Below are 26,931 nucleotides of genomic sequence, written 5' to 3' on the forward strand. Positions count from 1 at the left end.
ATTATATTGGGGATGGGCATGGGGCATGGGGAATTGGGCATGGGGCATGGGGCATGGGGCATTGGTAATTTGTTGTTTTTTATTTGTTATTAGAAAAACTACTAACCAGTAACCACTAACCACTATAGTCCTAGACGCAGAAACCGTTTTTTTACTAAATACTGGATTTGAACGTTGAATCCTGGTAAAAAACCTGGTTTCTGTCGAATTTACGCATAAGCCCTACACTAACTACTCCCGATCCCCAATTCCCGATGCCCGATGCCCGATGCCCGATGCCCTAAAGTTAGTTTCTGGCCTTAAAGTCTTTAAAGATAGTTTGAAACGAGTACATCAGCCGGTGCACATCGTTTGTGGCTCTCGGAAAGATGTTGAGTTCCCATTTTTTGCGAGCGGTAGTTAGCAGTTTGGCTACGGGTTGGGAGTAACTGTTAGAAATGAAATAGCTGCCGCCTTCGTAGCGAATGTCTGACGCTAAGCCGATAAAAGCACCAGCCATTTCTAGTTTTAGTTCCGAGGTGCTGTGTTCGGATTTTATTGCTAAAATTACCTGCGAGTGCCGGGGTTCGCGGTTGAGCAAGCGGCAGATATTTGCTTCTTTTTGATATAAAATTAAAACGTTGCAGTTGTGCAGAACTCCGGCTCTACCTTGGACTTTTACTCCTAGGTGGACTTCCAGGGCTGGTTTGTCGGGAAATTCCACAACAGCATGAGTATAGGGATGTGCAGTTCCGTGGATTTTTCCCGCTGTTTTTCTAAATGTTAAATATTTCGGTGTTTCGTCGTCTAAAACATTGTTGTAATAAATAGTACCGCCTTCATTAGCAACTGCTTTTAGCAGAATAGTGAAGAGGTAAGTGTCAAAAATTCTGGCTTGTTCTGCCGCTGTGTTAAATTCGGGATCGATCGAGCTTTTTAATGTGCTTTTAATCTCGGAATTGATGGCGTAGTTGCTGGGCCCGGAGGGCAGTTTTTCCAGCAAGTGCTTGAGGGCGATCGCCTGTTTGTGACGGGGGGCTGTGACGCTGGAGGTAAACTCAATGGTTTTGGCAGTTTCGGCACCTGAATTGGCAAAGGTAATTTTTGTGCCGAGGGGAGAGGTTTCTGATTCTACTTTCAAGAAATAAGCAATTTCGTCTTCCATTTCGGAAGTGTTGACCGTCGCTTGTTCGACAGCATTAATTAACAGCAAAAGTTGTTCTTTTGCGGTATAATCTTCTATCTTGAGCAGGGGTGTTTTTCTTTTGAGCCATCGCTCTTCAATTACTTTGCCTATCTCTACAGTATCCGCTACTTGTTGAACCACCCAACCCAAATTAAACTCATCCAGAATTGCCGCCAGTTCCTGATAGAGTTTGGCGTACTCGATCTCGTCCATAATGGTTTCTGCACTGCACACTATTCTGATTATACAAGCAGATTTGATTTTTTGGTCAAGTACCCTGCCGATTTTAGGTTTTAAATTTTAGGATGACTCTCACGGATGAATCCTAGGGCTTTTCGGTCAACACTCAACAGTTAGCAGTCAACAGTCAACAGTCAACTGCCAATTAGCAGTAAGCTATTCTACGACATTTGTAGCGATCGAACTATGGCAACTATCAACGACAACTACCTCAAACTCAAAGCTGGCTACCTGTTTCCCGAAATTGGGCGCAGGGTGAAAGCCTATGCAGAGGCGAATCCCGAAGCGCCCATCATTCGGCTGGGGATTGGCGACGTGACGGAACCGCTACCGGCTGCTTGTCGGGAGGCGATGGTGAAGGCGGTGGAAGACATGGGTTCGCGGGATACCTTTAAAGGATACGGCCCGGAACAAGGTTATGAGTGGCTGCGGGAGAAAATTGCCGAGCACGATTTCAAGTCGCGGGGATGCGATGTTGATGCTTCGGAAATCTTTATTTCTGATGGTTCTAAGTGCGATTGTGGCAATATTCTCGATATCTTTGGCAACAATAACACGATCGCAGTTACAGATCCAGTTTATCCGGTGTATGTAGACACTAACGTGATGGCCGGACACACGGGAGATGCGAACGAAAATGGCGAATACGGCGGCTTGGTTTACCTGCCAATTACAGCGGAAAACAATTTTACTGCCCAAATTCCCACCGACAAAAAAGTCGATTTAATTTACTTGTGTTTCCCGAATAACCCGACGGGGGCAACTGCAACTAAGGAACACTTGCAAGCTTGGGTAAATTATGCTAAAGCTAACGGTTCGATTATTTTCTTCGATGCGGCTTACGAAGCGTATATTACCGATCCGAGTTTACCGCATTCTATCTACGAAATTGAAGGGGCGCGGGATTGTGCGATCGAATTTCGTTCTTTTTCCAAAAATGCTGGTTTTACGGGTACTCGCTGCGCGTTGACAGTTGTACCGAAGACTTTGACTGGAAAAGCAGCAGATGGTTCCGATGTCGAAATTTGGAAGCTGTGGAACCGCCGCCAGTCTACTAAATTTAACGGCGTTTCTTACATCGTGCAGCGCGGTGCAGAGGCGGTTTATTCTGAGGCTGGCAAGGCACAGATTCAGGCATTAGTCAATTTTTACATGGAAAATGCTGCGATTATTCGCGAGAAATTGACAGCGGCGGGAATCGAGGTTTTTGGTGGCGAAAATGCACCTTATGTGTGGGTGAAAACGCCTCACGGTTTGTCGAGTTGGGATTTCTTTCAGAAGTTGCTGGAAACTTGCAATGTGGTGGGAACTCCGGGTTCTGGTTTTGGTGCGGCGGGTGAGGGTTATTTCCGCATTTCGGCGTTTAACAGTCGGGAGAATGTGGAGGAGGCGATGAGACGGATTGTGGAGAAGTTTAAGGTGTAAAAGCGCGAGAGATAAGTCTTTTTGGGGCCGGGTTCTTCGGCCCACCCCACAAGAAAATTGATCTCTTCTGGAACAGGCATCTTGCCTGTTCATGCAAAGGCTGAAAAATGTGAGTTATAATCAGCTTACTGCCGAATTTTCAGGCAGCCACTCCACAAATTCCTCGAAGTTTACGAGCTTGGGTAAAGTTAGAGTTATAGGTTTTCAGAATTACTGATAATATAAATTATATCTCTATCCATCTGCGTTTATCTGCGTGCATCTGCGGTTACAAACTCCCAATCTGCCAGTAGTGCCAGATTCAGACAATTTAAAATACTGGATTTAATCGGGCGCTTTTCATCCCAAAATACGATCGCTGAATAAAAGTTAATCGCCGCCGGTGAATTCAAAAGCTCAAAAGTTTGACGCGCAACTCCCTCGTCGTCAAAGCCGAGAAAGTAAACAGTATCATCAAAAACCACAGGTTTATCAGCTATTTCACCGATCAACCTAAAATCCAGTTTTTTATAAAGCCCGCAAATCGCAATTTTCCAAAGTTTGAAGGTATAATCGCCAACTCCAAAAATCGAAAATCGAGGGTTGTTTTGATAAATTTTGCTTTTTCGATTATCTAAATATTGCCCGCAATCCTCCAGATAGCGCCCGGTTTTAGGAGCTATTTTTTTGATATTTTCAGTTGACTCCCCGATAAATTTTTGAGTAATGAGCATATATCGATCCGTAGCATTAATTCGATTTTGAGCAACACCAGAGCCTTTGATTAGCGGAAACAGATAAGTGTCCTCAATATCGACAACTTCTCCGAATGTATTTACAAAATAATTGTCTATTTTGCGAAACTCCATCACGTTAGAACAGTCGTGCTTTACACCCGATCGCCATTTTGTCCCTGAATTCACAGCATATAAATTACTCAATTTACTGAAAGAATTTATATCCTTAACCAAGAGATTGTTGTGATATCCAATTCGGTGACAGTCTGAAGTTTCTAAACTGCTAAATACATCGCAGAAGTAGTTTCGCGAATGAGCATCAAATTTGCAGACTAACAAACAAGCATCAACATTTGCATCAAAATATTTTTTAGCATCTATTTTGTAAGTTGCACAGTCAGCGAGATTGAGTTTTTGAGAGTGAAGGTAATTCAATAACTTTCTAGCAGTCGAAGTCTTGCAAAGCATCGCTAGATCGGCATCGCGCTTTTGCAGCCATTGCACCGCCTGAATCAGCATCCATTCTGAGATATCGAAGTTACTCTTACCTGTGAGAGCATCTAAGCCACTGTGATTTTGAAAATTGTTTTTTTTAGGTAAATTTTCGCTACCAATAGTTCCTTGTTGCGAGTTGGTCACCCACGGAAAGTTGCCGAGTACAAGCAGTCGAGTGCTACATCGATCGACTAATGATTTCCAATCAAAATCAAAGAAATCTCCGTGCCAAATATCGCATCTCTCATCCTGAAATAATTGCTTATTTAGTCTGACTTCTTTTAAGTAATTTTGATTTATTTCAACCCCGATAATTTTGGCTGCGGATGGAAACGAACGTGCAGCAGCTTGAATAAAATTACCGATACCGCACGTCGGCTCAATTATGGTGCCAGGATTGACATTAAGTTCTACTAATTTTCGACATACCATCTCGGCTAATGCCGGCGGTGTCTGAAAATCGCCGTATTCTAGTTTGGTTTTGCGATTGTTAGAACTCATTGGTTAGATTTATAAACTGCGATAACACCTTCCTGTTGTCCGGCACGCTCAATGACCCTTCCATACTGAAGTCGCCATTGCAACGCATTAGAAATGGTCAAAAAACCTTGCAAGGGTGGGTTTCTCAGTATTTCGTCTGCAATGTTACCTGCTTCAATTTCGTCAACAGGTAGATTTTTGTCAAACATGAAAGCAAGCAAATCATCTTTATTGCCTTCGTTATCTAAAATATAGCGAATTCCACGGGTCATTTGAAAATCTGCTGTTCTTTCGGCACTAACGTAAATTGTATGCAAAATATTCAGCGTTGCAGTTCGGATGGTACTGTTGTCTGTCTTTTCGTAAACAAAGATAATCAGTGAATATCCCAGCCCAAAAATCTTTTGCCTTGCAGATTTGAAAGGACATGACGACTGCGGTTGCCTAACACTTGTTACCTTCACGTCAACCAATATCCCTGGGAAATCGATGCCGCTTGCTGAATTGCCATCTATAAATTCATATTGCTGCTTGAGATAGAGTTTGAACTTTTGCTCCAAATATGTTCCAACAGCCTTTCCGTCTGTGATTCCGTAAAGCAGAGGTTCCGGGTGTTGAGACTCGGCTGCTGAAAATATTGCCGCCTCAGAACAAAGAATTTCTACGGTCAGAGTTGTCATTTTGATGAACCACCACATTTTTAATTGGCTGAGAAGGTAAACAGTATCATTATTATTTGCCACTCTTAATATTCTATCGATCGCCCTCGCTGGGAAAACCAAATTGGTCTGGTAATTCATCGGAAGTAATTTGCAAAATCTTTAACAACTTCTTGTATTGAACAGGCGTTAGCTTCGGTACCGATCGCCCAGATTCCCAGTTCCTTACCGTCGCTTCCGTAACGCCAAGTGCTTCTGCTAGCTGCTTTTGAGTCAAAAACCGCTGAACTCTCAGTCGCATTAGGGGCGATCGCTCGGCTCTTTCTGAGATTTCCATAGGCTATTTGTTACTTTATGTTAAATAATGCACGGTTTTATTAAATACGTTGACGCATACCGTTATTTGATTTACGCTTGTAGCAATAGAGATTAGACAGCACCAGCTAAGCCACTTGTGCTGTAGGGGAATTGCTGTCTTTTCTTCAACTTGTTATTGTACGCGGTTTTACCGTTACAAAGCATCAAACCTATCCAAAATTATTGGTCAAAGCTATGTTGCAAGATTCATCATCGAACCAAACATCGCCGAATGTTTTAACCAACCAAACCTTTGAGGCCGATCGCGAAGCAGTCCGTCACGTCATCATCGGTTCGCCGCTGGGGGTACGGCGAACTATCCACCAACTGCACGCATTGCGCTACGAGGAAGCTGTTCGTTGGACTCATCCGATCGCGATTCCCGACAATCGCATCATTATTACACCCGATCAGGGAGAAATCATGAGTCTGTTAGTCAAATTAATCCGGTTGCAATGAAGTCTAAATGTGCGATCGATGTTTCTAGAATTGAGTCAAAAGTGCGATCGCGAATCTCTTCTCGTTGCCCGTGCTAAACTCAACAGATATATCCAAAAACTCTTGTGGGGTAGGCATCCTGCCTGCCCTTGGCACAAACTTAACAACTAGCTCGCAATTCAGCTTATGATTGTTATCACCCCCGTGCTCAAACCTGTTAGCCAGATCGAGCTTACTCCCGGTAGTGTCATAACTATTCCCAATATAACTTGGCTGGAATTCGAGTCGATTTTGCAGGAATTAGGGGAAAAACGAAGAACTAGAATTGCCTACAGCAACAGTACCTTAGAAATTATGGTTCCCTTACTAGATCGGGAAATTCCGAAAGATTTAATTTCCGATATTGTAAAAAAATTACTCAAGTCAGCGGGCAGAAGATATGAACCTTTTGGTTCTACTACTTTCAAACGGGAAGGTGCAGCAGGAGTTGAACCTGATGCTTGCTTTTATATTCTAAATTATCAGCGGATGATTAGCCGCCGCCGACTTTTACCGGATGATCCGCCGCCCGATTTAGCAATTGAGACGGATGTTACTTCTAAAACTAAGATCGATGCCTATAAAATTATTGGAGTTCCAGAAGTATGGGTTTATGACAGCGGCCGACTTCGCATTTATTTGCTGCAAGATGGAGAGTATTTAGAATCCGATATTAGTCCGAATTTTCCAGAAATCGCGATCGCCCAACTGATTCCTGCTACAGTGGAACGTGCTTGGCAGGTTGGAAATTTGCAAGCGCTAGAAGAATTTGAAAGTGCGATCCTCTCCGAGGGCTTCGCTAACGGCTAAACTCGTAGGAGACGTTACGCACTTCGCACTTCGCCTCCAAAAAATCACACACTTACTGCCAAATTGTCAACCCCTAAAGGTCGATAAATAGTATCTCTTTGCTGATAACTCCGCCCCAAAGAACTAATCGCATTTTGCAAATCTTCGACAGATTGACAACTGCCGCCAACCGCACCGGCCATCGTCGTAATGTGCTCTTCCATCAATGTGCCGCCGATGTCGTTGCAGCCCCATTTCAGCGCTTCTGTAGCTCCATCTAAACCTAATTTTACCCAACTCGGTTGATGATTGGAAATCAAATTGCCTAAGAAGATTCTCGATACAGCGGTGAGTAACAATGTATCTGCTAAAATTGGTTGGTTGCGACCGACTCGACTCCGCAAAGGAGCCGGTGCTTCTTGCCCGACAAATGGTAGTAAAATAAATTCTGTTATGCGTGCTGGATAGTTTTTGTCGATCGCAGTTTGTTGGAGCGATCGCACTTTTTCTAAATGCAAAACCTGCTGTTGGGCCGTCTCAATATGCCCGCAAAGCATCGTACTCGTTGTCGGCAAACCGAGACTGTGAGCAGTTCCCACAATTTCCAGCCAAGTTGCCGAATTGAGTTTTTCCGGGCAAATCACCCGTCGCACAGCATCGTCGAGAACTTCCGCAGCGGTTCCCGGCATCGAACCAACTCCCGCATCCTGCAAAGCCGAAATTACATAGCTGAAACTAAGATTATCTTCTCTGGCAATAAATTCTATCTCTTGAGGTGAAAAAGCGTGCAAGTGCAACTGAGGAAACTTATCCTTAATAGTTTTCACCAATTGCACATAATAAGGCAAAGATGCGCCATTGAGCTTAGCTTGAAGATTTAAGCCCCCCTGCATACAAATTTCCGTGGCACCCCGCTGCACTGCATCAGTTGCCTTTTCCTGAATTTGAGCTGCGTCTAACCAAAAAGCGCCCTCATCTCCCTCGTCGCGGCGGAATGCACAAAAACTGCAATGCTGCTCGCAAATGTTAGTAAAGTTAATATTTCGATTGATAACGTAGGTGACAGTATCCCCTGATTGTCGGCGACGGAGCAAGTCAGCGGTTGTTTGAATAGAAGCTCGCGCGTCTGGCTCTGTTTGCTGCAAAAGTACCAATGCCTCTGCAGAAGAAATGTTATAACCTTGTAAAGCTCGATCGAGAATTGCATCCACAGTTTTCTTTTTAACTCAGCTACAGAATTACTGACTAGAATTAAGGCGTTTTTATATTTTAACTAATCAATTATGGAGGAACGATATTTTACAATCTCAAGTGCTACTAAACTATTCTTGACTTTCTGAACACTGAAATTATGGGCAGCTACCAACCAAATCAGGTCTTGCCAGTGCCGTCGGGGCCTTTGCAAATTCCTGCTATACAGACTTTCGGTTCAACTTTTGTACACGCAGGCAAACCGCCAATTTATTTTTCCCTGGTAATTCCCACCTACAACGAGTACAAGAATATCCAGAGTATTGTGGAAAAATTGAGCCAATTGCTCGATGGTATCCTTCCCGGCGACTACGAATTAATTGTAGTCGATGACGACAGCCCCGATCGCACCTGGGAAGCCGCCCTGTCCCTGACACCGGAATATCCGCAATTGCGGGTAATGCGCCGGGAAGAGGAGCGGGGACTTTCCACAGCGGTAATTCGCGGATGGCAGGTCGCTCGCGGTGAGGTTTTGGGCGTCATCGATGCCGACTTGCAGCATCCCCCGGAGACGCTGTTGCAGCTTTTAGCAGAAATTCAGCGGGGAGCAGATTTAGCTGCTGCAAGTCGTCACGTGGGCGAGGGTGGGGTGAGCGACTGGAGCGTTGTCAGGCGATTTTTATCGCGGGGCGCTCAAACCGTGGGGTTGGTGATCCTGCCGGGAGTGGTGGGCCGAGTTTCCGATCCGATGAGTGGCTATTTTATGGTGCGCCGCACTTGCATAGCCGGCAAAACCATGAATCCTGCTGGTTACAAAATATTGATTGAAGTGCTCGGCAGAGGCGATATCCGCTGGATTGGAGAAGTTGGTTACGTGTTTCAGGAGCGGCAAGAAGGCGAGAGCAAAGTTACCTGGAAACAGTATATTGACTATTTGCGACATTTGCTTCGGTTGCGGTTTGCCCGCTGGCCGATGGGCCGATTCCTGCGGTTTGGCGTGGTTGGTTTCAGCGGCGTGTTTGTGGATATGGGAGTTTTTTACCTGCTGCGGACTGTCCTTGGTTTGGGGCTGACTCGCAGTGCAATCTTTTCTGCTGAAGTGGCAATTATCAATAATTTCTTGTGGAATGATTTATGGACTTTTCGTGATATTTCTAAGCGGCAGCCTGGAAAGCGCCAGCGCTTGAAACGGCTGTTGAAATTTAATGTGATTTGTTTGATTGGCTTGATTATGAATGTGCTGCTGGTGAATCTGCTGTTTAATGTTTTTAAGGTAAACGAATATTGCGCTAAGTTGATGGCGATCGCAACTGTGACTCTGTGGAATTTCTGGATCAATATGAAACTGAGTTGGCGGGTGACGGACGTTCAAAAATAGTTTTTAGTTTGGCTATTCGTTAGTTGTTAGTGGTTATTGGCACTGACAACTAAAAACTCCCAACTGACAACTGACAACAGCCAACTGCCAACTGCCTTGAGATGAATGAATTAATGATTAAGAACAAACAACTGTTGTTGCTATTTCTGTGGACGGCAATCGCCTTTATTTTGCGCTTTGCCAATTTAGACTCGAAACCGCTGTGGACTGACGAGTTTTCCACTCTAGTTTTTAGTTTGGGCAACAGTTTTCGCGGTGTGCCGATCGATCGCGCGATCGACCTTTCTACATTATTACAACCCCTACAATTGCGCCCCGATGCTGACACCGCCGACGTGCTCCGCAATTTGCTGCTAGAAAGCAACCATCCACCAGTGTATTTTATGTTTGCCCACTGGTGGATGCGACTGTTTGGGCCGACCGAGGATAGTTTAGTTTGGATTGCGCGAGCTCTTCCTGCGTTATTGGGCGTGATTTCAGTTCCAGCTATCTACTTTGTAGGCAAGTTTGCTTTTAGTTCTCGTTTAGTCGGTCAATGTGCGGCAGCGATGATGGCAGTTTCTCCCTACGGCATTTATCTCGCTCAAGAAGCTCGCCATTACACTTTAGGAATCTTATTAGTTATTGCCTCTCTTTTTTGCCTCACCTTAGCTGCAAAAAAGCTGCAACAGCGCGCTCCCATGCCTATTTGGGCGATGCTGCTGTGGGTAGTTGTTAACTGTGTAGGGATTGCGGCTCACTACTTTTTTGCACTTACTTTGTGTGCCGAAGCAATAGCATTAATTGCTGTAATCTGGCAGCATTTTACTGGAAAGTTGCCAATTTCAAACAGCCAGCAGCCTAATATTTGGCAATTTCAAATCTTGTGGCGGCTTTTCGCAGTAGCCGTGGGCACTTTGGCTGGTGGTTTAGTTTGGCTGCCGGTATTTTTGTCAAATAAATACGGCAGCGAACTAACTAATTGGATTGTCAGCGGCGATCGCACATTTTTAAATTGGATCGCGCCGATTTTTCAAGCTTTAGCTGGATGGATCACTGTCATCTCTCTGCTGCCGGTGGAATCGCCAAATTTGGCAGTAGTAGTTGTATCGGCGATCGTAATGACAGTATTTTTTATATTGGTGCTTCCCATCCTGTTTAGCGCTCTTAAAAAGTCCTTAACAGCGCCCGATACTCGTTTAGGTACTGTTATTTTCGGCGGATTTGTGCTAGGAGCAATTTTCCTATTTTTCAGCTTTGCATATATTCTAGGGATTGACCTAACTCGCGGCGCACGATACAATTTCGTCTACTTTCCGGGGGTGATATTGCTTTTAGGAGCAACCTTGGCGGTTATTTTTAACACACCTACAGCAAAAAGTCAATGGTTTAATTTACGGGCGATCGAAGTTCCTGGCAAAAAAGCAGTGGTGCTAATTTTAGCAATGGGTTTTTTTAGCGGTGTCACAGTAAATTCCAATCTCGGCTATCGCAAATATTACAAACCAGACCTTTTAATTCCGGTTATCAGCGAATTATCGAAAGTTCCCGTGTTAATTGCCACTACTCAAAAGACTCATGTAGAAATAGGAGAATTGATGGGGATAGGGTGGGAATGGGAAAGAAGTTCGGCAACGGATTTTGTAGCGGATGTAACGGATGTAACGGATGTAACGGATGTTAGGAAGAAAGAAGAAGTTAAAGCCTTTGATTCTCCGCTGTTTCTTTTGGCTAATCAGAGAAGGGATGCGCCGGAAATAGCGGCAGGGACTCTTGACAAAACACTCAGTCAATTAGAACGCCCGCTTGATTTGTGGTTGGTTAATTTTCGCGCACCTGTAAATCTAGAAGCACAAAAATGTCAGGTTGAATCGCGCGATTTACCTGCGGTGGATGGGTATGAATATCAAGTTTATCATTGTTCCTGATTTGGCGATCGCCCGCAACTACGATCCGACTTACATCTTGCAAAATTCTCAATAAGTTTTTTATGGGCGGGCTAGAAGCCCACCCCACAAGACAATCCATTCTTTGTGGAACGGGCTTCTAGCCCGTTGCTGACGCGCCCAACCCCTACTCCCCACAAGACAATCAATTCTTTGTGGAACGGGCTTCTAGCCCGTTGCTGACAATGGTACAAGATATCAGATCCGATCGACTAGAAAGAGCGAGCGATAAATTTATAACTCAATAAAGTGACATTGCTAAAGCTATTACCAATAAGCATCACCCCGCTGATGTAGATGTAGGGTGCGCTGGGCGCACCTTACCGCTATCAATACGATCGGGACTGTTCAATCAAACGCTAAGAGTCAGCGGCCAAATGTTTAATTAAGACGCTCATCACTTCACCTGGATTCTGAGTTGGGACAAGCGGACTCCAGTCAGAAACGCAGGCAAAATTATCGCGATGAAAAGAATGAATGACGCGGGAAACCACAGGACGAGAACTGATAATGAAAAGTTTCAAGAGTTCTCGGTTAACTGAAGTTGGCAAGTTTGGTTCTTTAGCAGGGGGCTGATTGAGTTCGGTAGTTGGACTTTCTGGCCCAACCTCGAAAGCAAGTATTAATTCGGTATTGGGTAGCATTTGCCGGATGACTGTCAGGGAAGATTCTGCTTCGCTGCGGCTGCGAAATTGCGCGACGGGTAAGCGCTGAAAGTTGGGCAGCAGTCGGTAAATAATCCAGGCATTCGCAGTTTCTGGGGTGTTCATGGCTGTATTGTAAATTGGGTATGTTTGCCCATAGAAAAGTGACAGAATTGCACCTTTTATTTTTAGTGCAGTCTGTTCTGGCTATGGCTGTGCCTATCACAAGCTATTTAATCGCTTAAATTAGGCGTTTAATTTAATCTGTTATAATAATATGGTAAAAAAAAGGCAACGTCAACGGCAACCAGAAAATGAGTTGCCTTTTCGGAGACTGCGGGAGGACGCTAATTTGAGCCAAGAAGAGTTGGCTGTGCGGATGGGGGTGTCGGCTTCGTCGGTGCGGCGATGGGAAAAGGGAGACGAACCTACGATGACTGTTCGGCAAATGAGGGATTTTTGCCGTTTGGTGGGGGTATGTTTTGATGAGTTGCCGGATTATCTCAGTCGGCGAGTAGATGAGGAGGAGTCATAGGGGGATAGATCGATCGTAACTTTATACAAACAATTCAGTTCCAAATTCATGGTTTTCAAACAACCTAATAAGAATTGTTGCCGCTAGATTGCCGCTCTTGACGCTCCAAAATTAGAAAACTACAATATTGTATTATGCAATGTCCGCTCGATCGACCGTCAAAAAATTAGTTTCTCAAAAATTAGTTCGCAGTACGGACTTGGTGTCCGCTCCGAAATTACGGACACCAAGTCCGCACTACAAACAGTTGGAAGTTAATATCGTCTCAAACAATCTTTATTTAAAAAAACATTATGGCTGGCAAATTCGCTAAAACCACCGTTGCTGTTTTGAGTTTACTTGCGATCGGCGGCGCGGCAACATATCTGTACTCGGATGGTTATTTAGGAGCTGATAGTAAACCCCTAGATAATGCTAAACTGATTCCGAGTGATGCTTTAGTAGGCGGCACGATCGATCTCAACCCTGAGTCTTGGTCAAAGTTACAGAAATTTGGCACACCAGAAGCTAGGGAACTTTTCGATCGAGCTTGGAAAGAGTATGAGAAAGAAGTTGCTAAGGAAAGTCCTCAACTGAATTACGATCGAGATATCAAACCTTGGCTGGGTACTGTTGTCTGGGCTGCATTACCATCAGCTAAAACCCAAGAACAGCAATCGCCTACTCCTGAATTTATCGGGGTAATTACGATTAAAAATAAGCTGAGTATGTGGCAATTAAATCAAAAGCTCAGCAAGATTAATCCTGACGAAAAATTTAAAGAGATTGATTACAAAGGATTTAAAATACTGGAGTCTACTACTAAGAAAGGCGATAAAAGCTACTGCGCGATCGTGAAGCGTTATCTTGTTTGCAGTGACAAAGAGCAAAATGTCCAAAAATCTATTGATATCTACAAAGGACAACCATCTTTAGCAAGCAAGGCAGAAGTTGCCAAAGTATTATCAAGCGATTTAAAAATTGACAATCCAGTAGCTCAATTTTATATTTTTGATAGTTTAGCCTTGATAAAGGAGAGTGTGGCAAATGCTCCTCAAACTCAAAATGCACCGCTGCTCGATCGACCGGAACTATATCCGATAAAGTCTTTAAGCGGCGGTATTGGCATTGATGATGCTGGGATTCGGATTAATACTGTTGCCAATTTGCAGCCGAATGCCACCACTCAAACCAACTTTCAGCCCGCAACTGAAAAAATAATTAGTTATTTTACCCAGCAAACAGTTGCTTTATTTACGGGGAAAGGCATCAATAATAATTGGGGTAGTTTTGTCAGCCAAACACAAAATATTCCAGAATTCAGCCAGGGACTTACTCAAGTTAGAGGAAATTTAGCAGCATTAAATCTCGATTTAGATAAAGATATTTTTGGCTGGATGGATGGAGAATACGGATTCGGAGTAATTTCACTGCCAGACGTATCTTTAGAAAGTACGATCGGGGTAAAAATAGTAATTCAAACCAGCAATCCTGAAGCAGCTAAAAGCACGTTTGCTAAATTGAATGTGCTTGCCCGAGGTAATGGTATAGCCGTATCTGAAAAACAGATTGCCGATCGAGCTATAACTGAATGGCAAGCGCCCAGTCAAGACTTTGTATTGGGACACGGTTGGTTAGATGCAAATTCAGTATTTATCGCTGTAGGGAATGCCAAAACATTACCAGCGATCGCAGCTACATCAAATCCAACCTTAGCACAAAGCGAAAACTTTCAAACAATTACGAGTTCTTTACCAAAGCCTAACAGCGGCTACGGTTATTTCAATTTTGAACAAATTCTGACCATGGTCAATTCTGCTGCATCTAAAAATTTCATCGAGTCATCTGTACCCAAAGAAAATATAGCAGAATTCGATCGGACGATCGCGGCTCTTAATTCTGTACGCGGCATAGCCATGACAACTGCAGAAGTAGATAAATCGACGCAGAGGTATGAGATGCTAATCGCACTCAAGCCAGCAACTGCCGGGGCATCACTACAAACTCCGTCAGCTAATTTACCTGCTACTCCGCCCGCTGTTTCACCAACTAATCCACCGACAAATTTACCCGCGAATCCAACAGCAACTCCGTCTCCAATTCCCAACAAAACTACTCCACCGACAAACTTACCTGCGAATCCCACTCCCAGCAAAACTCCTGGGCCGACAAATTTACCCGCGAATCCAAAAGTAACTCCGCCAGCAACTCCAACCAATGCTGACAATGATTTTCGGCAAGCAGTAAATCAAGCAACTCGTGCAGCTTCTTTAACTCAAACTGCCACAACAAAACAACAGTGGCAACAGGTGATTGTTGCCTGGGAACAAGCAATTGCTGGCATGAAAAAAATACCTGCTAATAGTCCTAAATACAAAATTAGCCAGCAAAAGATTGTAGAATATCAAAATAATTTGAAGTATGCGAAGCTGGCGGTCGATCGAGCAGAAGAATAAGTTATTCTGTTTATAAATCGGCGGTTGCAACCGCGTCTACACAAATTGATGCTTTAGTCATTCAAAATCAATTTTGGATAGTGGTAATTGAAAGTAAAGAATATGGTTTCAGTGTTTCGCGGGCGATTCCCCAGATTTTAGCATACATGATGGGAAATCCTTACCCCGAAAACTCTACTTTTGGGATGATAACTAACGGCGAAGAATATATTTTCCTGAAGCTGCTGCGCGGGGAAATAAATCAATATGCGCTGTCAGATTTATTTAGTATTTGCAATAGTCGCAATAATGGCTTAATTGACATCCTCCCCGCCCTAGAAGGGCGAGGATTCCCAAGACTCACGACTTGGGTTTCTGCTTCTGTCCCCTAGGGGATTTCGCACCAGCCTTAACAGATTTACTCTGTTGGGGTCTTACAGTCGCTCCACAGACTGAAACGGCAAGCCCTGCCGCCAAAATATTTTTTGCCGCATTTATATCTCGGTCATGGTGCGTATCGCACTTAGGACAATCCCATTCCCGGATATTTAACGGCATTTTTTCAAAAATGTGACCGCAATTTCCACATCGTTTTGAACTAGGAAACCAGCGGTCAATCTTAATTAAAGTGCGACCGTACCAATCGCATTTGTATTCAAGTTGCCTGACTAATTCGCCCCAACTTGCATCACTTATAGCGAGAGCAAGTTTGGGATTCTTGATCATATTCTTCACAGCTAAGTTTTCTACGGCGATGGTTTGGTTTTCGCGCACCAACCGTGTCGTTAACTTGTGAAGATTGTCTTTTCTCGCATCAGCGATTTCTTGATGCACTTTCGCTACTTTAAGCCGTGCTTTGTGTCGGTTGTTTGACCCTTTTTGCTTGCGGTTTAAAGCTTTTTGCGTTCTTTTAAGCTTTCGATACTTTGCTTTGAAACCTTTGGGATTGGCAATTTTCTCGCCTGTACTTAAAGCGAGCAAGCTTGTAATTCCCAGGTCAATGCCGACTTGGTTCTCTGTTTTGGGTAAGGATTCAATTTCAACCTCTACCAGCAGAGAAACCGACCACCTACCGGACGGTGCAAGCTTTACAGTAATAGTTGATGGCGTTGCGCCATCAGGCAGTGTACGGCTCCAACGAATCGGCAACGGTTGTGTACTTTTTGCCAAGTAGACTTCCCCGTTCCTGAACTTGAATGCCGACTTGGTAAATTCTGCACTGCCACCGTTGCGTTTCTTTTTGAAGTTAGGATATTTTGCCCGTCCATCAAAAAAGTTGGTATAAGCTGTTTGTAGATGTCTCAAGCATTGTTGCAACGGCACACAGCTAACTTCGTTGAGGAAATCTAGTTCTTCAGTTTTCTTCCACTCGGTCAACATTGAAGAAGTCTCAGCATACCCCACTCGTTTCTGTTCTGTGTACCAAGCTTCAGTTCTTACTGCTAAAGCACGGTTGTAGACTAAACGAGTGCAGCCCAATGTGCGCCGCAACAAACTTTCTTGTTCCGGTGTTGGGTATAATCGATAGCTGAAGGCTTTTAGTGTCATTCTTGCTCTTAATTTCTTGTTTCACATAATAACACATATTATGTGAAATAGAGTGCTTTAACAAAAGCTAATGTAAAGCCGTCCTATAAGGACGGGGTTTCAGACCCCATTTTATTGATGAATGGTTATAATTTGCGATCGCATTACTCTTTCCTCACACTATCGGGTACGCCCACCGCCGAAATACCCGATATCGCCTTTAAGTTTTGACACCGAATCAACTCATTAAAATCCAAACTGCGCCCTTCAATTTGCGCCACAGTCTCGATCGCCCCCAGCAAATGTCCGGCCGCTTCCGCTTCGTTGTAACCGCGCCTTCCCGCGACTCTAATCGCCCCCTCGTCAGCATCTAACTCTACTTGGGAACTGCGGTTATGGCGCCAAATTCGAGTCATCGCGAGTCCCGTCAAACCGCCCGCGATCGCAGTGCCGATCGCATCTCCCTGCAACAATTCTACAACTGTCCCGACAATTCCCGCCAGAGCCGCACCTTGATAAATATCCGGTTTAAACCACTTAAAATTGCACAGAAAACTTACATTCCGCAATAGCAGTAAATCCCGCTGCGGCTTAGATAGCAGCCGCCACAAATCAAAATTAATATAAATCGGGCGAGATTGATTCCAAGGCAAAGGAAAATCGCAGTCAATTACCGTTGATTGTTGGGGTTTATTAATAATTTTACACGTCATGCGGCCGGAAGCGGGCATCACATCTAACAGGCGACGAATTTCGGGATCGGGATTCATAAATTTTCGGGAATTGGGAATTGGGAATTGCTTGCATCGGCATAAAAAACAACAACATCCATCAGGGGCCTGTAGGGGCGGGATCACCAACCATAATTGTCTAAAACCTACAATCTCTAAAACCCGCCCTCACTCACCCAAGGGCAAATCGCAATCTGATGCACGGGTGGCCAGAAACCGGGTTTTTGCGAGAATACTTTGTGACAACCACAGATTTGATGAACAACCCGGTTTCTTTGGTTTGAGCGTGTCCATAAGTGAGCTTATGCAAATCAAAGTTGATCTAGGTTATTGGTTGTGTGGGGGCGCGTTTATGTAGATTTTTGACGGGAGTTAAATATGGTTCGTAAAACCCGCGCATACAACTCCATAGAAGATAATTAAGGGTTTTTCTTGGAGGCAGGAGAGGGAGATTCTTGATCTCTCGGAGCCACTTTTTCGGTATTAGTCGAAGGTTTCGGACTGGCAATTGCTGGGGCAACTGACGGCTTTGAATTTGCGGCTGGGGATGCCGGTGATTTTGGAGATTCAGGGGCTGTTAGCGGGGCAGCAGGGGCTGTTTTAGCGCCTAAAATGCTGGCGTCTCCGGTGTCGAAGGTACCGGCGATGCAAGCGATCATCATTGTCGCTAAAGTGCCGACAAATAATGCTTTCCAACCGAGTTCGGAGATGTCTTTGCGGCGGGATGGAATTAGGGCGATCGTGCCGCCGACAAATATGCCGACGGAAGCTAAGTGGGCAAAGCCGGAAAGGGCGTAACTGACAATTAAAACTGTACGATCGCTCACGAGTCCTTTTGCCGATGCTTCTGCTAAACTTTGATAGGGCGGAATCGCTGTTTCTAACAGCCGCCGTCCGATGATTACTGATGCTTGCCAAGAGTCGTCAATGGAAACTCCTGTTAATAGCGTCAGGGGATAAAATAAAAATCCCATAATGTTGGCTAAGGTGACAACTTTGAAAAACCCACCAATTGGGCTGGGCAAAATTGCCAGCCAACCAAAGAATTGATTGATTAAAGAAACTAAGCCTAAGATTAAAATCAAAACAGCGGCAATTGCCACTGCCATTTTTACACCGTCCAATGCACCAATTATCGCTGCATCGAGAGGGCTGACTCGTTCGATGGGTTCTCCCCCAACTGTCTCTTGTTGGCGGATCTCACCGTCATTTTCGGAAATTTCTTCGCCCACAAACTCGCGGCCTTGAGGCTTCCGTTCTTCCTTGGGAATGCCTCCCATTGTCAGGGGCACTCCTGTTTCAGGTACTAAGATTTTGGATAGAACAAAACAAGCGGGAATGGCGATAATTGAAGCGGAAACTAAGTGTCCTAAAATATTGGGAAAAACAGGCTTAAGAAAACTGACGTAAATTGCTAAAGTTGAAGAAGCTGCAGTTCCAAAACAGCAAGAGAGGATTGCACAAAGTTCGGAACGAGTCATTTTCGGCAAATAAGGTTTGACGACAATTGCCGCTTCAATTCCTACGAAAATATTGGCCGCGCCGCTGAGGGCTTCCGCACCACTCAACCGCATTGTCGTATAAAAGATTTTGGCAAAAAGTTCGGTGATAATTTGAATCACGCCGATGTTGTATAGCAAGGCCATGAGGCCAGAAAAAAAGATGACTGTCGGTAAAGCTCGAAAGGCAAAAATATATCCTAAATTAACTGCCGGCTCTTTACCAGGTATTGGTACAACATTACTCCCGAATACAAACCTCGCTCCAGCGTCAGCAGCGGTGAATACTCCATCCAGTAAGCTAGTAAACCACTCTAGGGCGATGCGAGTTGGGGGGAACAGGAATACTAAAAATCCTAAGACTAATTGCAGTCCAATGCCCCAGATGATGACGCGCCAAGGTATATACTGAACTTTGCGATTTTCTGAAAAAACCCAGGCGATCGCACATAAGCCAAAAATGCCCAGAAACGAGATAAGATTGTAGATAGACATAAGCCTAGTCCTTGAAATAGTTGAGAATGCCGATCGACGGCTTGCACCACATCAGTTATACTATTCATCTGACGGCAAATGCTAAAAAAAATAACGGGCAGATGAATTACGCACTCAATAGCGTAGTTATGTCATTGCTTAGGTGATTCCGAACTCTGCGGATCTTTAGCAAGCCTTGATTTGCCGTAATTACCAGCAGTTTAGATAGAAACTCTAACACATGGAAGCTTTTGCTCCACATCCTCCTGAATGGACTGCGACGGCGGTTCACGCTAATGAGTTTTGCTGTCCCAAGTGCGGCGCTAGCTGCACGAATGCCACTGAGGTCTGGATTAATCGCCGATCGCCAGTATACACCGAGTTCAACCGTCGCAAGTGGCAAGAATTTTACCGCTGCCAGTGCGATTCCGTGTGGTGGGCCTGGAGTAACGATAGGCCTCCTTCTGAACTTGTGCGTCGCGATCAGAGCTCCGATGAGAGCCCGGATGACGGCCCGGATGATGATTTTTAGAACGGTGACAGAATATTCGCTTTTCGCTTTTCGATTTTATTTAAAATTAGGGTAAGGTGCGCCCGGTCGCACCCTACATTGAGATATGTTAGCGCTAGTTATCAACTAATTCATTACGTCAAGTATTCCCTTGACTACGCCTTCCATGACTCTTTCAATTAAGCTCAATTCATTTTCGCCGATCGACTCATTTAAGAGCATTGACTGAATTCGCTGTCTGTCATCGCGAGTTAGTTCGCCTGACGAAAATATCCGCTCTACTATTTGTTCAGTTAGAAATGGGAAAGCTGGAGTTTGCATGGTTGGTCTCTAAAAGCATCAATATTTTGTTTTTAACTTTATTAGAGGAGCCAGTTATTGCGCGGGTTTTTGCCGTCCCACCCAATCAGTGCCCCAATCATAGGACTCTGGGGGGCTTTTGTCAATACACTGGTTACAGATCGATACAAAATTTGCCTTAAATTTCCAACATTCTGGCAACGGGTGGTTTTGGAGTGCGATCGACCCCCGGCGGTGGCGGTGTTCGATCGAGCTTTTTAAGTTTATTGGCACTTTGCCGGAACATTACCGCTCAAAAAAAATCAAAACGAGAAGAGATAAAAATTGGTAATGGAGAATTGGCTTTTCTGAAATCCCTCTTCCTTCCGGCTAATGACTAATGACTAATGACTAATGACTAAGAACTAATGACTAATGACTAATGGCTTCCTCCAATGACCTATTTTCGTTCTGCTCTAATTTTGACATTAGGTTTTGGGCTGCTACCGCTAGCAGTGCGATCGCAACCTGTCGTTCCCGCTACTGACGGCACGAATACTGTTGTTCAGTCCAAGCAAAACCGCACAGACATTAGTGGCGGACAACTGTCAGGAAACGGGGCAAATCTGTTTCACAGCTTCAGCCAATTTAATCTCAGCGAAGGTCAAATAGCTAATTTTCTAACTAATCCAAATATTCAAAATATTTTAGGGCGGATTTCCGGCGACAATGTTTCCATAATTAACGGTCTGATTTCTGTAAGCGGTGGCAACTCAAATTTATTCTTAATGAATCCGGCGGGAATTGTCTTCGGTCAAAATGCTAGATTAAACGTGCCGGGGTCTTTTTTCGCGACAACTGCTACAGGTATTGGTTTCGGCGATCGCTGGTTCAATTCGGCGGAAATTAATGATTACAAAGCTTTACTGGGAAATCCCCATCAATTTAATTTTAATAAATCACAAATTGGTGCAATTATAAATGCTGGAAACTTGGCAGTTGGCAACGGGCAAAGTTTAACTTTGCTCGGTGGCACCGTTATTAATACAGGACAGTTATCCGCTCCCAACGGTCAAATTACTGTGGCTGCTGTTCAGGGAGAAAATGCAGTCCGTATCAGTCAAGTTGGCAATTTATTAAGTTTAGAAATTACTCCGTCTTTGCAGTCAGAAAACTCGGCGCTCGCCCCGGTTTCTTTGCCTCAGTTGCTAACGGGGCCCGGCGCAGCGTCAGCCACAGGTTTAACGACTAACGAACAAGGGCAATTGGTACTGACTGGCGGCCAAACAGTGCCGGCCGTTCCGGGAAGTGCGATCGTCTCCGGTTCTGTAAATGTATTTGGCCCTTCTGGGAATGCTGGCGGCACAGTCAATATTTTAGGGGAAAAAGTCGGACTCTTCGGCGCAAATATCGATGCTTCCGGCACTGACGGCGGAGGTACTGTGCGCGTCGGAGGCGGTTTCCGGGGGATGGAACCAGTGCCAAACGCCCAGGTAACTTATGTTAGTCCTGATTCTACGATCGCAGCCAACGCGATCGACCGTGGCAATGGCGGCACTGCGGTAATTTGGTCAGACAATATAACTCGCTTCTTGGGCAATATTACTGCTCGCGGCGGCACTGCCGCAGGTAACGGCGGCAGAGTAGAAGTTTCCGGCAAAAATGCTTTAACTTTCCAAGGAGAGGTCGATACCCGCGCGACTAACGGTGCGATCGGCAATTTGTTCCTCGATCCGGCAAATATTACGATCGTCAGCGGTAACGGCGATACCAGCGGGGACTCGACTGGCGGGGAACTGGAATCGGAACCAGAACCCAATGAAACATCGATCTCAGAAGTGCAGTTGGAACAGATGGCGGCCGGCAGCAACGTGCTTCTAGAAACCCCCGGCTACATCACCCTCCAAGACTTGCCCGATAACAAACTTTCCCTGCAAGCGAGAACGGGAGACACCGTAACATTTAGAGCGGGCGGAGTGTTTTTTGTCAATGACCCCAACGATTTAATCGAGACTCAAGGTGGCAACATCAACTTTTTCGCCAGCAGCATCTCTCTGGGCGGAGTCACTGCTAACGGCGGGAATATCGCTCTCACGGCTAACGGCATTGACTTTAGGGGCGGCAGCAATTCCGTAAGCAGTGTGGGGGGAACAATTCGCTTGCAACCCAACGACAGCCGAGCGATTCGGATCGGTGGTACCGGCGATATTTTGGGCATTTTGGACTTGACGGCAAGGGATCTCGGCGCTTTGGGGGGGGGTTTCGGCTCGATCGCGATCGGGCGCGAAAACGGTAGCAGCTCGTCGATCGCGATCGTCGCACCCATTACCTTCAACAGCCCGCTGACACTTCAAGGCAGCTCGATCGCGATCGACAATCCCCTGAGAACCAGTGGCAGCGCTAGCTTGACTCTCGACGCGCCCCAAACTGATCTCAACGCCAACATTGCGACATCCGGCGGCGATCTCACTTTTACAGGCAACGCATCCCTCAATGCTGACGTGGCTTTGAGCACGGAAGTTAGCGGCAACATTCTGTTCTCCGGCAGCCTAGACGGATCTCACGCCCTAAGACTAGACGCTCAGCGAGTGCTGTTCGGCGGTACAGTCGGTCAAGCTGCACCGCTGGCGAGTTTGACTGTAAACGCCGGCAGTACCGAGGTATCGGGCAATATTGCGACATCTGGCGACATGACTTTCAATAGTAACGTCACAGTCGATCGCACCGCCGCCCTAGCCGCCACTACCGGCAATATCACTTTTGCCAATACCCTCGACAGCACACCGGGCCGGGCTAATAATTTGACGCTGCGCGCTGGCGGCAACATTACTTTTGACGGCAGAGTCGGTCAAACTCAGAGGTTGGGCCTGCTTTCGGCCGATGCTGCTAGTGTGACGGCTGTTTCCACAATTGCCGCCCGCATTTTGAGCGTTAACGCGCGAGATGCCGTTACCTTCGGGGGGGACAGCACGGCTGCTTTGGGAGCCGATATCAAGGCAGAAAATGTCCTCCTAGAGGGTAATTTAAGGACGGATGGCGGCAGCGTGAACCTGCAAGGAAGCGGCGAGGTTCGGACTGGTAATATTACCTCGAACGGTGGGAGGATTCGGGTTGAGGGGAATACTGTTGCGGCAGGTGCGATCGACTCGTCATCGGCGGGCACAGGAGGCGCGATCGCTCTCCAAACCACTGCCGGCCCTTTAACTGCCGGAGCTTTGAACGCTTCGGGGGCGATCGGCGGAAATATTGATGTCACCTCGAAAGCGGGCATTTCAGCTCTAGATATCAACTCCAGCGGCACTTCCAACGGCAACGGCGGAGGCGTTTCCCTGAACGCGACTGATAACATTCAGTTGGGCTTTATCAATGCTCAAGGTGGCCCTGGTGGCGCTGGTGGCAGCGTTGATGTGACAACCCTCGGTTTGTTTCGCTCGAACAATGTTTTCAACGATATATCGGGCAATTCTTCGAGTATTTCTACTGCAGGAGGTGCGGGGGCGGGGAGGATCGCAATTCGCCACGGAGGCGCTATCGATCGACCGTTTGTAGTTGGTGGTGCGATCGACAATGGAACCCTGGGAAGCATTAATGCTGGCGCGGGAAATGCCATTTTGCCCACTTTTTCTGTTGGACAAACTTACACCCAAGGAAGTTTACCAAATCAGATTTCCCTAATTACACCGGACGCGCCCTCTACTCCTGCACCAACCCCCGAACCCATTCCCGAACCCATTCCCGAACCCATTCCCGCACCAATTCCCGAACCCATTCCCGCACCAATTCCCGAACCGCCTGTAGTGCCAGGAACCCCCGTAAATCCTGATCCTGCGCTGTCACTTCCTGCATCTGTGCAAGTAGAATTGCGATCGCAAAGTCGATACAACACTCCCGAAATTAGCCCGGATATTTTCGCTTCTTCTCGCAGGCTAGATTCGGCAGGTTCGGGAGTTTTAGAGTTTGAGCAAACCTTTACTCGCGAGTACGAAAAATATCTGGACTTGCCCGCAAGAAGACCGATTAGTAATATGTCGGTAATTTACGAAACTCTTCGCAAAAACGAACAAATTACCGGGATAAAATCTGCGATTATTTATATGAATTGGGTCAGCAAAGCGGATGCAGGCGCCGCCAAAGAAGATGGTTCGGTGATGGTGGCAAGTCAAAATTTATCTAATCTATTGCCTGGGAGAAAAAACATCGTATCCCAGCCCCCTCATCCCTTAGAAGATAAGTTTTCCCAAAGGTTGCCGCCGAAGGGCAAAGAAGTTTCCGATGTTCCTAATGGGGAGCATTTAGAATTAGTGTTAGTAACAGCTAACGCTCAACCCCAGCGCGTTTTAATTCCCGCGACAACGCGCTGGCAGGTGTTGCAACTAGCCGACGCCCTGCAAAGCGAAATAACTAATCCCCGAAAAAGAAGCAGCATTAGTTATTTGGATACGGCGCAAAAACTTTATCGGTGGTTAGTTGCGCCAGTTGCTGCAGAATTGACAGCTTTAAAAATTGACAATTTAATTGTAATTCCGGCAGCAGGTTTGCGGAGCGTGCCGTTTGCGGCCCTTCACGACGGCAAAGGCTTTTTAGTTGAGAAATACAGCATTAGCGTGATGCCGAGTCTGAGTTTAACTGATATCGGCTACGACAATATTGCGGATGATGAAATTTTGGCAATGGGGGCGTCGGTATTTGAAGATAAAGCGCCATTACCCGCGGTACCGGTGGAGTTAGAGTCGATCGCGCCGCCCTCAGAAGGAAAATCATTTTTGAATCAAGATTTTACTCTCGGAAATTTGCAAGCTCAGCGAGCAAATCGACCTTTTGGTATCATTCACTTAGCAACTCACAGCGAATTCCAGCCCGGAGAACCGAAAAATTCTTACATTCAGTTGTGGGATAGTAAATTGCGTATCGATCAAATGCGGCAGTTGCGATGGAATGAACCGCCGGTGAATCTGTTAGTTTTAAGCGCGTGCAGTACCGCTTTGGGCGATGCAGATGCGGAGTTGGGGTTTGCGGGTTTGGCGGTAGCTAGCGGTGCTAAATCGGCTTTGGCGAGTTTGTGGGAAGTCAGCGATGAGGGGACTTTGGGGCTGATGACTGAGTTTTATCGGCAGTTGCGGGCCCCCAGACGCGGTGGCAATTTAATGATTAAAGCGGAGGCTTTGCGGCGCGCGCAATTGGAGATGCTGCGGGGGCGCGTGCGGATTCAAGACGGGATGTTGCGAGTCGATGGGCTTTCTGAAAGTCTAATTTTGCCTCCGGAAATTGCGGCGCGGGGCGATCGAGTGCTTTTGCATCCTTATTATTGGGCCGCCTTTACAATGATTGGTAATCCTTGGTAATGGAGTTTTCCCACAAGTCTTACCGAAGTTATTAGGGTGGTGTGATGAACTGCTTTGATTCGTTAATTGCCCAAAAACCTATACTATTGACCTACATTTTTAGGCATTCCGGTTGGGAGCATCTCATATTTGTAAAAACACTTCTTTTGGCTTCTTCCTTCTTCCTTCTTCCTCTTTCCTTCTTCCTCTTTCCTTCTGCCTCCTGCCTCCTGCCTCAAAACTCCAATTTGTAGCTTGGCTGCTTTCATTGAGATGCTCCCTTCCGGTTTCACAGTCTCGCTGTAACCAGGCGTGGGACTCATCATCAACGATAAATTGACGATCGCATTTGACACAAATGTGGTTCTGTTTTCCTTTTTTCTTAGTGTTTTTACGGATATAGGTTAATTTGCACTCGCTTTGATTGCATGGTGATTCGCCCTATTTATACTCTAATTATGCAAAGCCCAAATCTCCTATGAAGACTAAGGGCGATCGCACTTCACTCTGTTTTGCCGAATTTTACAGGAAACTGTGGAGCGATCGTACTCCTGACCGGAGTGTTTAGCCGTCTTATTTTTAAGAAATGTTAATAAAAAACAACTTTTCTGTTGAAACATAAGTTTTTCTTAAAATTTCGGATATTATTATGTATTAGAGGATACATCTACTGAATTAATTAACAATTTCTAACAAAATAATTGAGTATTAATACTCACAACAGGATGTAAGAATGATTAACTTACCGGGCTACGACATTACCAACCAAATCCATGAAAGTAATAATTCTTTAGTTTACCGGGGACTGAGAAAGCAAGACAACAAACCGGTAATTATCAAATTTCTCAAACAAGATTATCCGATGCCAGCTTCGTTAGTCAGATACAAGCAGGAATACGAAATTACCCACAATCTTAACCTAGAAAGTGTGCCTAAAACCTACGGCTTAGAAAGATCCCATAACAGTTTGGCTATCATTTTCGAGGATTGTGGTGGAGACTCATTAAAGCTCTTGTTGGCTTCTCACAAACTTACCTTAGAAGAGTTTTTATTTACAGCTATTAAAATAACCAGGGCTTTAGGTGAAATTCATAGACATAAAATTATTCATAAAGATATCAATCCCAGCAATATTATTATTAACTCAACCACAGGGCGAGTTCAAATTATAGATTTTGGCATCTCTACTGTTTTAAAGCGCGAAAATCCTAGCCTGAAAAATCCTAATGTTTTAGAAGGCACTCTTAGCTATATATCGCCGGAACAAACAGGCAGAATGAACAGAGCGATAGACTACCGCACTGATTTTTACTCATTAGGAGTCACTTTTTACGAACTGCTAACGGGGCAATTGCCCTGGGATTACAGCGATGCAATGGAATTAATCCACTGTCACATTGCCAAACAAGCAGTACCGCCCCACCAAATCAATCGAGAAATTCCTAAAGCTGTTTCTAATATTGTGATGAAGCTATTAGCGAAAACCGCTGAAGCCAGATATCAAAGCCCTTGGGGAATTATCGCTGACTTAGAAGAATGCCTAGAACAATTAAAAACTACGGGAGGAATTGCAGATTTTGCGATCGCCCAAAAAGATATTACAGATAAGTTTCAGATACCTCAAAAACTCTACGGCAGAGAAACAGAAGTGGAAACCTTATTAGCAGCCTTTGAGCGAGTCAGCAGAGGCAGCACCGAA

The 26,931-nt window shown here is 45.4% G+C and carries 22 protein-coding genes; 11 read left to right on the plus strand and 11 right to left on the minus strand.

Translation table 11 applies throughout. The features are described 5' to 3' along the window. Positions 1–286 precede the first annotated feature (286 nt). Positions 287–1,378, minus strand: a complete 1,092-nt coding sequence (locus tag QUA83_RS06140; RefSeq protein WP_333292121.1) for a hypothetical protein — start codon at positions 1,376–1,378, stop codon at positions 287–289. A gap of 213 nt (positions 1,379–1,591) precedes the next feature. Between QUA83_RS06140 and QUA83_RS06145 the strand changes: the two genes are divergently transcribed. Then, entirely contained in the window at positions 1,592–2,830 is a 1,239-nt protein-coding gene (locus QUA83_RS06145) for an LL-diaminopimelate aminotransferase (RefSeq protein ID WP_015176997.1), read from the plus strand. A gap of 248 nt (positions 2,831–3,078) precedes the next feature. Here the strand turns inward: QUA83_RS06145 and QUA83_RS06150 are convergent, their stop codons facing one another. From QUA83_RS06150 to QUA83_RS06160, 3 genes are read right to left on the minus strand one after another with little or no spacing between them, the layout of a single operon-like run. After that, positions 3,079–4,542, minus strand: coding sequence for a class I SAM-dependent methyltransferase (locus QUA83_RS06150; protein ID WP_333288363.1), 1,464 nt, complete (start codon positions 4,540–4,542; stop codon positions 3,079–3,081). Then, the gene (locus QUA83_RS06155; protein WP_333292122.1) at positions 4,539–5,264 is read right to left on the minus strand and encodes a restriction endonuclease; all 726 of its coding nucleotides are present in this window, start codon (positions 5,262–5,264) and stop codon (positions 4,539–4,541) included. The genes QUA83_RS06150 and QUA83_RS06155 overlap by 4 nt, the downstream gene beginning before the upstream one ends. A gap of 10 nt (positions 5,265–5,274) precedes the next feature. Further along, complete coding sequence (locus QUA83_RS06160; RefSeq protein ID WP_333042059.1) at positions 5,275–5,517, minus strand: helix-turn-helix transcriptional regulator; 243 nt, start codon at positions 5,515–5,517, stop codon at positions 5,275–5,277. 215 nt (positions 5,518–5,732) lie between these two features. Between QUA83_RS06160 and QUA83_RS06165 the strand changes: the two genes are divergently transcribed. Then, positions 5,733–5,996, plus strand: a complete 264-nt coding sequence (locus tag QUA83_RS06165; protein ID WP_190731698.1) for a hypothetical protein — start codon at positions 5,733–5,735, stop codon at positions 5,994–5,996. Positions 5,997–6,161: 165 nt separating this feature from the next. Next, complete coding sequence (locus QUA83_RS06170) at positions 6,162–6,824, plus strand: Uma2 family endonuclease (RefSeq protein WP_333292123.1); 663 nt, start codon at positions 6,162–6,164, stop codon at positions 6,822–6,824. A 44-nt stretch (positions 6,825–6,868) separates the two neighbouring features. On the opposite strand, the gene cofH is transcribed toward QUA83_RS06170, so the two are convergent. Next, positions 6,869–8,014: a 7,8-didemethyl-8-hydroxy-5-deazariboflavin synthase subunit CofH gene (cofH, locus tag QUA83_RS06175; protein ID WP_333292124.1), complete on the minus strand. Its 1,146-nt coding sequence runs from the start codon at positions 8,012–8,014 to the stop codon at positions 6,869–6,871. A 140-nt stretch (positions 8,015–8,154) separates the two neighbouring features. Here cofH and QUA83_RS06180 point away from each other — a divergent pair, with 140 nt between their 5' ends. Together QUA83_RS06180 and QUA83_RS06185 are read left to right on the plus strand one after the other, a co-directional pair. Next, entirely contained in the window at positions 8,155–9,372 is a 1,218-nt protein-coding gene (locus QUA83_RS06180; protein WP_333292125.1) for a glycosyltransferase, read from the plus strand. Between the two features lie 113 nt (positions 9,373–9,485). Beyond that, positions 9,486–11,279, plus strand: coding sequence for a glycosyltransferase family 39 protein (locus tag QUA83_RS06185; RefSeq protein WP_333292126.1), 1,794 nt, complete (start codon positions 9,486–9,488; stop codon positions 11,277–11,279). A 377-nt stretch (positions 11,280–11,656) separates the two neighbouring features. Here QUA83_RS06185 and QUA83_RS06190 read toward each other — a convergent pair whose 3' ends face one another. Then, positions 11,657–12,067: a hypothetical protein gene (locus QUA83_RS06190; protein WP_333292127.1), complete on the minus strand. Its 411-nt coding sequence runs from the start codon at positions 12,065–12,067 to the stop codon at positions 11,657–11,659. Positions 12,068–12,218: 151 nt separating this feature from the next. Between QUA83_RS06190 and QUA83_RS06195 the strand changes: the two genes are divergently transcribed. From QUA83_RS06195 to QUA83_RS06205, 3 genes are all read left to right on the plus strand, one after another. Beyond that, positions 12,219–12,476, plus strand: coding sequence for a helix-turn-helix transcriptional regulator (locus QUA83_RS06195; RefSeq protein ID WP_333292128.1), 258 nt, complete (start codon positions 12,219–12,221; stop codon positions 12,474–12,476). Positions 12,477–12,769: 293 nt separating this feature from the next. Further along, positions 12,770–14,911, plus strand: coding sequence for a DUF3352 domain-containing protein (locus tag QUA83_RS06200; RefSeq protein ID WP_333292129.1), 2,142 nt, complete (start codon positions 12,770–12,772; stop codon positions 14,909–14,911). Between the two features lie 44 nt (positions 14,912–14,955). Then, a complete protein-coding gene (locus QUA83_RS06205; RefSeq protein ID WP_333292139.1) occupies positions 14,956–15,282 on the plus strand; it encodes a type I restriction endonuclease in 327 nt (108 codons plus the stop codon). Here the strand turns inward: QUA83_RS06205 and QUA83_RS06210 are convergent. From QUA83_RS06210 to QUA83_RS06220, 3 genes are all read right to left on the minus strand, one after another. After that, positions 15,251–16,438: an RNA-guided endonuclease TnpB family protein gene (locus QUA83_RS06210; RefSeq protein WP_333292130.1), complete on the minus strand. Its 1,188-nt coding sequence runs from the start codon at positions 16,436–16,438 to the stop codon at positions 15,251–15,253. The genes QUA83_RS06205 and QUA83_RS06210 overlap by 32 nt on opposite strands. Before the next feature lie 143 nt (positions 16,439–16,581). Then, the gene (locus QUA83_RS06215; protein ID WP_333292131.1) at positions 16,582–17,187 is read right to left on the minus strand and encodes a DUF3318 domain-containing protein; all 606 of its coding nucleotides are present in this window, start codon (positions 17,185–17,187) and stop codon (positions 16,582–16,584) included. Between the two features lie 380 nt (positions 17,188–17,567). Next, the gene (locus QUA83_RS06220) at positions 17,568–19,142 is read right to left on the minus strand and encodes a nucleoside transporter C-terminal domain-containing protein (RefSeq protein WP_333292132.1); all 1,575 of its coding nucleotides are present in this window, start codon (positions 19,140–19,142) and stop codon (positions 17,568–17,570) included. Positions 19,143–19,362: 220 nt separating this feature from the next. Here QUA83_RS06220 and QUA83_RS06225 point away from each other — a divergent pair, with 220 nt between their 5' ends. Next, complete coding sequence (locus QUA83_RS06225; RefSeq protein ID WP_333292133.1) at positions 19,363–19,653, plus strand: hypothetical protein; 291 nt, start codon at positions 19,363–19,365, stop codon at positions 19,651–19,653. 105 nt (positions 19,654–19,758) lie between these two features. On the opposite strand, the gene QUA83_RS06230 is transcribed toward QUA83_RS06225, so the two are convergent. Continuing rightward, positions 19,759–19,953, minus strand: a complete 195-nt coding sequence (locus tag QUA83_RS06230) for a hypothetical protein (RefSeq protein WP_333162645.1) — start codon at positions 19,951–19,953, stop codon at positions 19,759–19,761. A gap of 413 nt (positions 19,954–20,366) precedes the next feature. Between QUA83_RS06230 and QUA83_RS06235 the strand changes: the two genes are divergently transcribed. Then, positions 20,367–25,253: a CHAT domain-containing protein gene (locus tag QUA83_RS06235; RefSeq protein WP_333292134.1), complete on the plus strand. Its 4,887-nt coding sequence runs from the start codon at positions 20,367–20,369 to the stop codon at positions 25,251–25,253. 83 nt (positions 25,254–25,336) lie between these two features. Here the strand turns inward: QUA83_RS06235 and QUA83_RS06240 are convergent, their stop codons facing one another. Then, positions 25,337–25,588, minus strand: coding sequence for a hypothetical protein (locus QUA83_RS06240; protein WP_445301763.1), 252 nt, complete (start codon positions 25,586–25,588; stop codon positions 25,337–25,339). A gap of 377 nt (positions 25,589–25,965) precedes the next feature. Here QUA83_RS06240 and QUA83_RS06250 point away from each other — a divergent pair. Then, positions 25,966–26,931 (plus strand): protein kinase domain-containing protein (locus QUA83_RS06250; RefSeq protein WP_333292136.1); only part of this gene is annotated, 966 nt, incomplete at its 3' end.

The organism is Microcoleus sp. K1-B1, from assembly GCF_036704705.1.
GTDB lineage: Bacteria > Cyanobacteriota > Cyanobacteriia > Cyanobacteriales > Microcoleaceae > Microcoleus.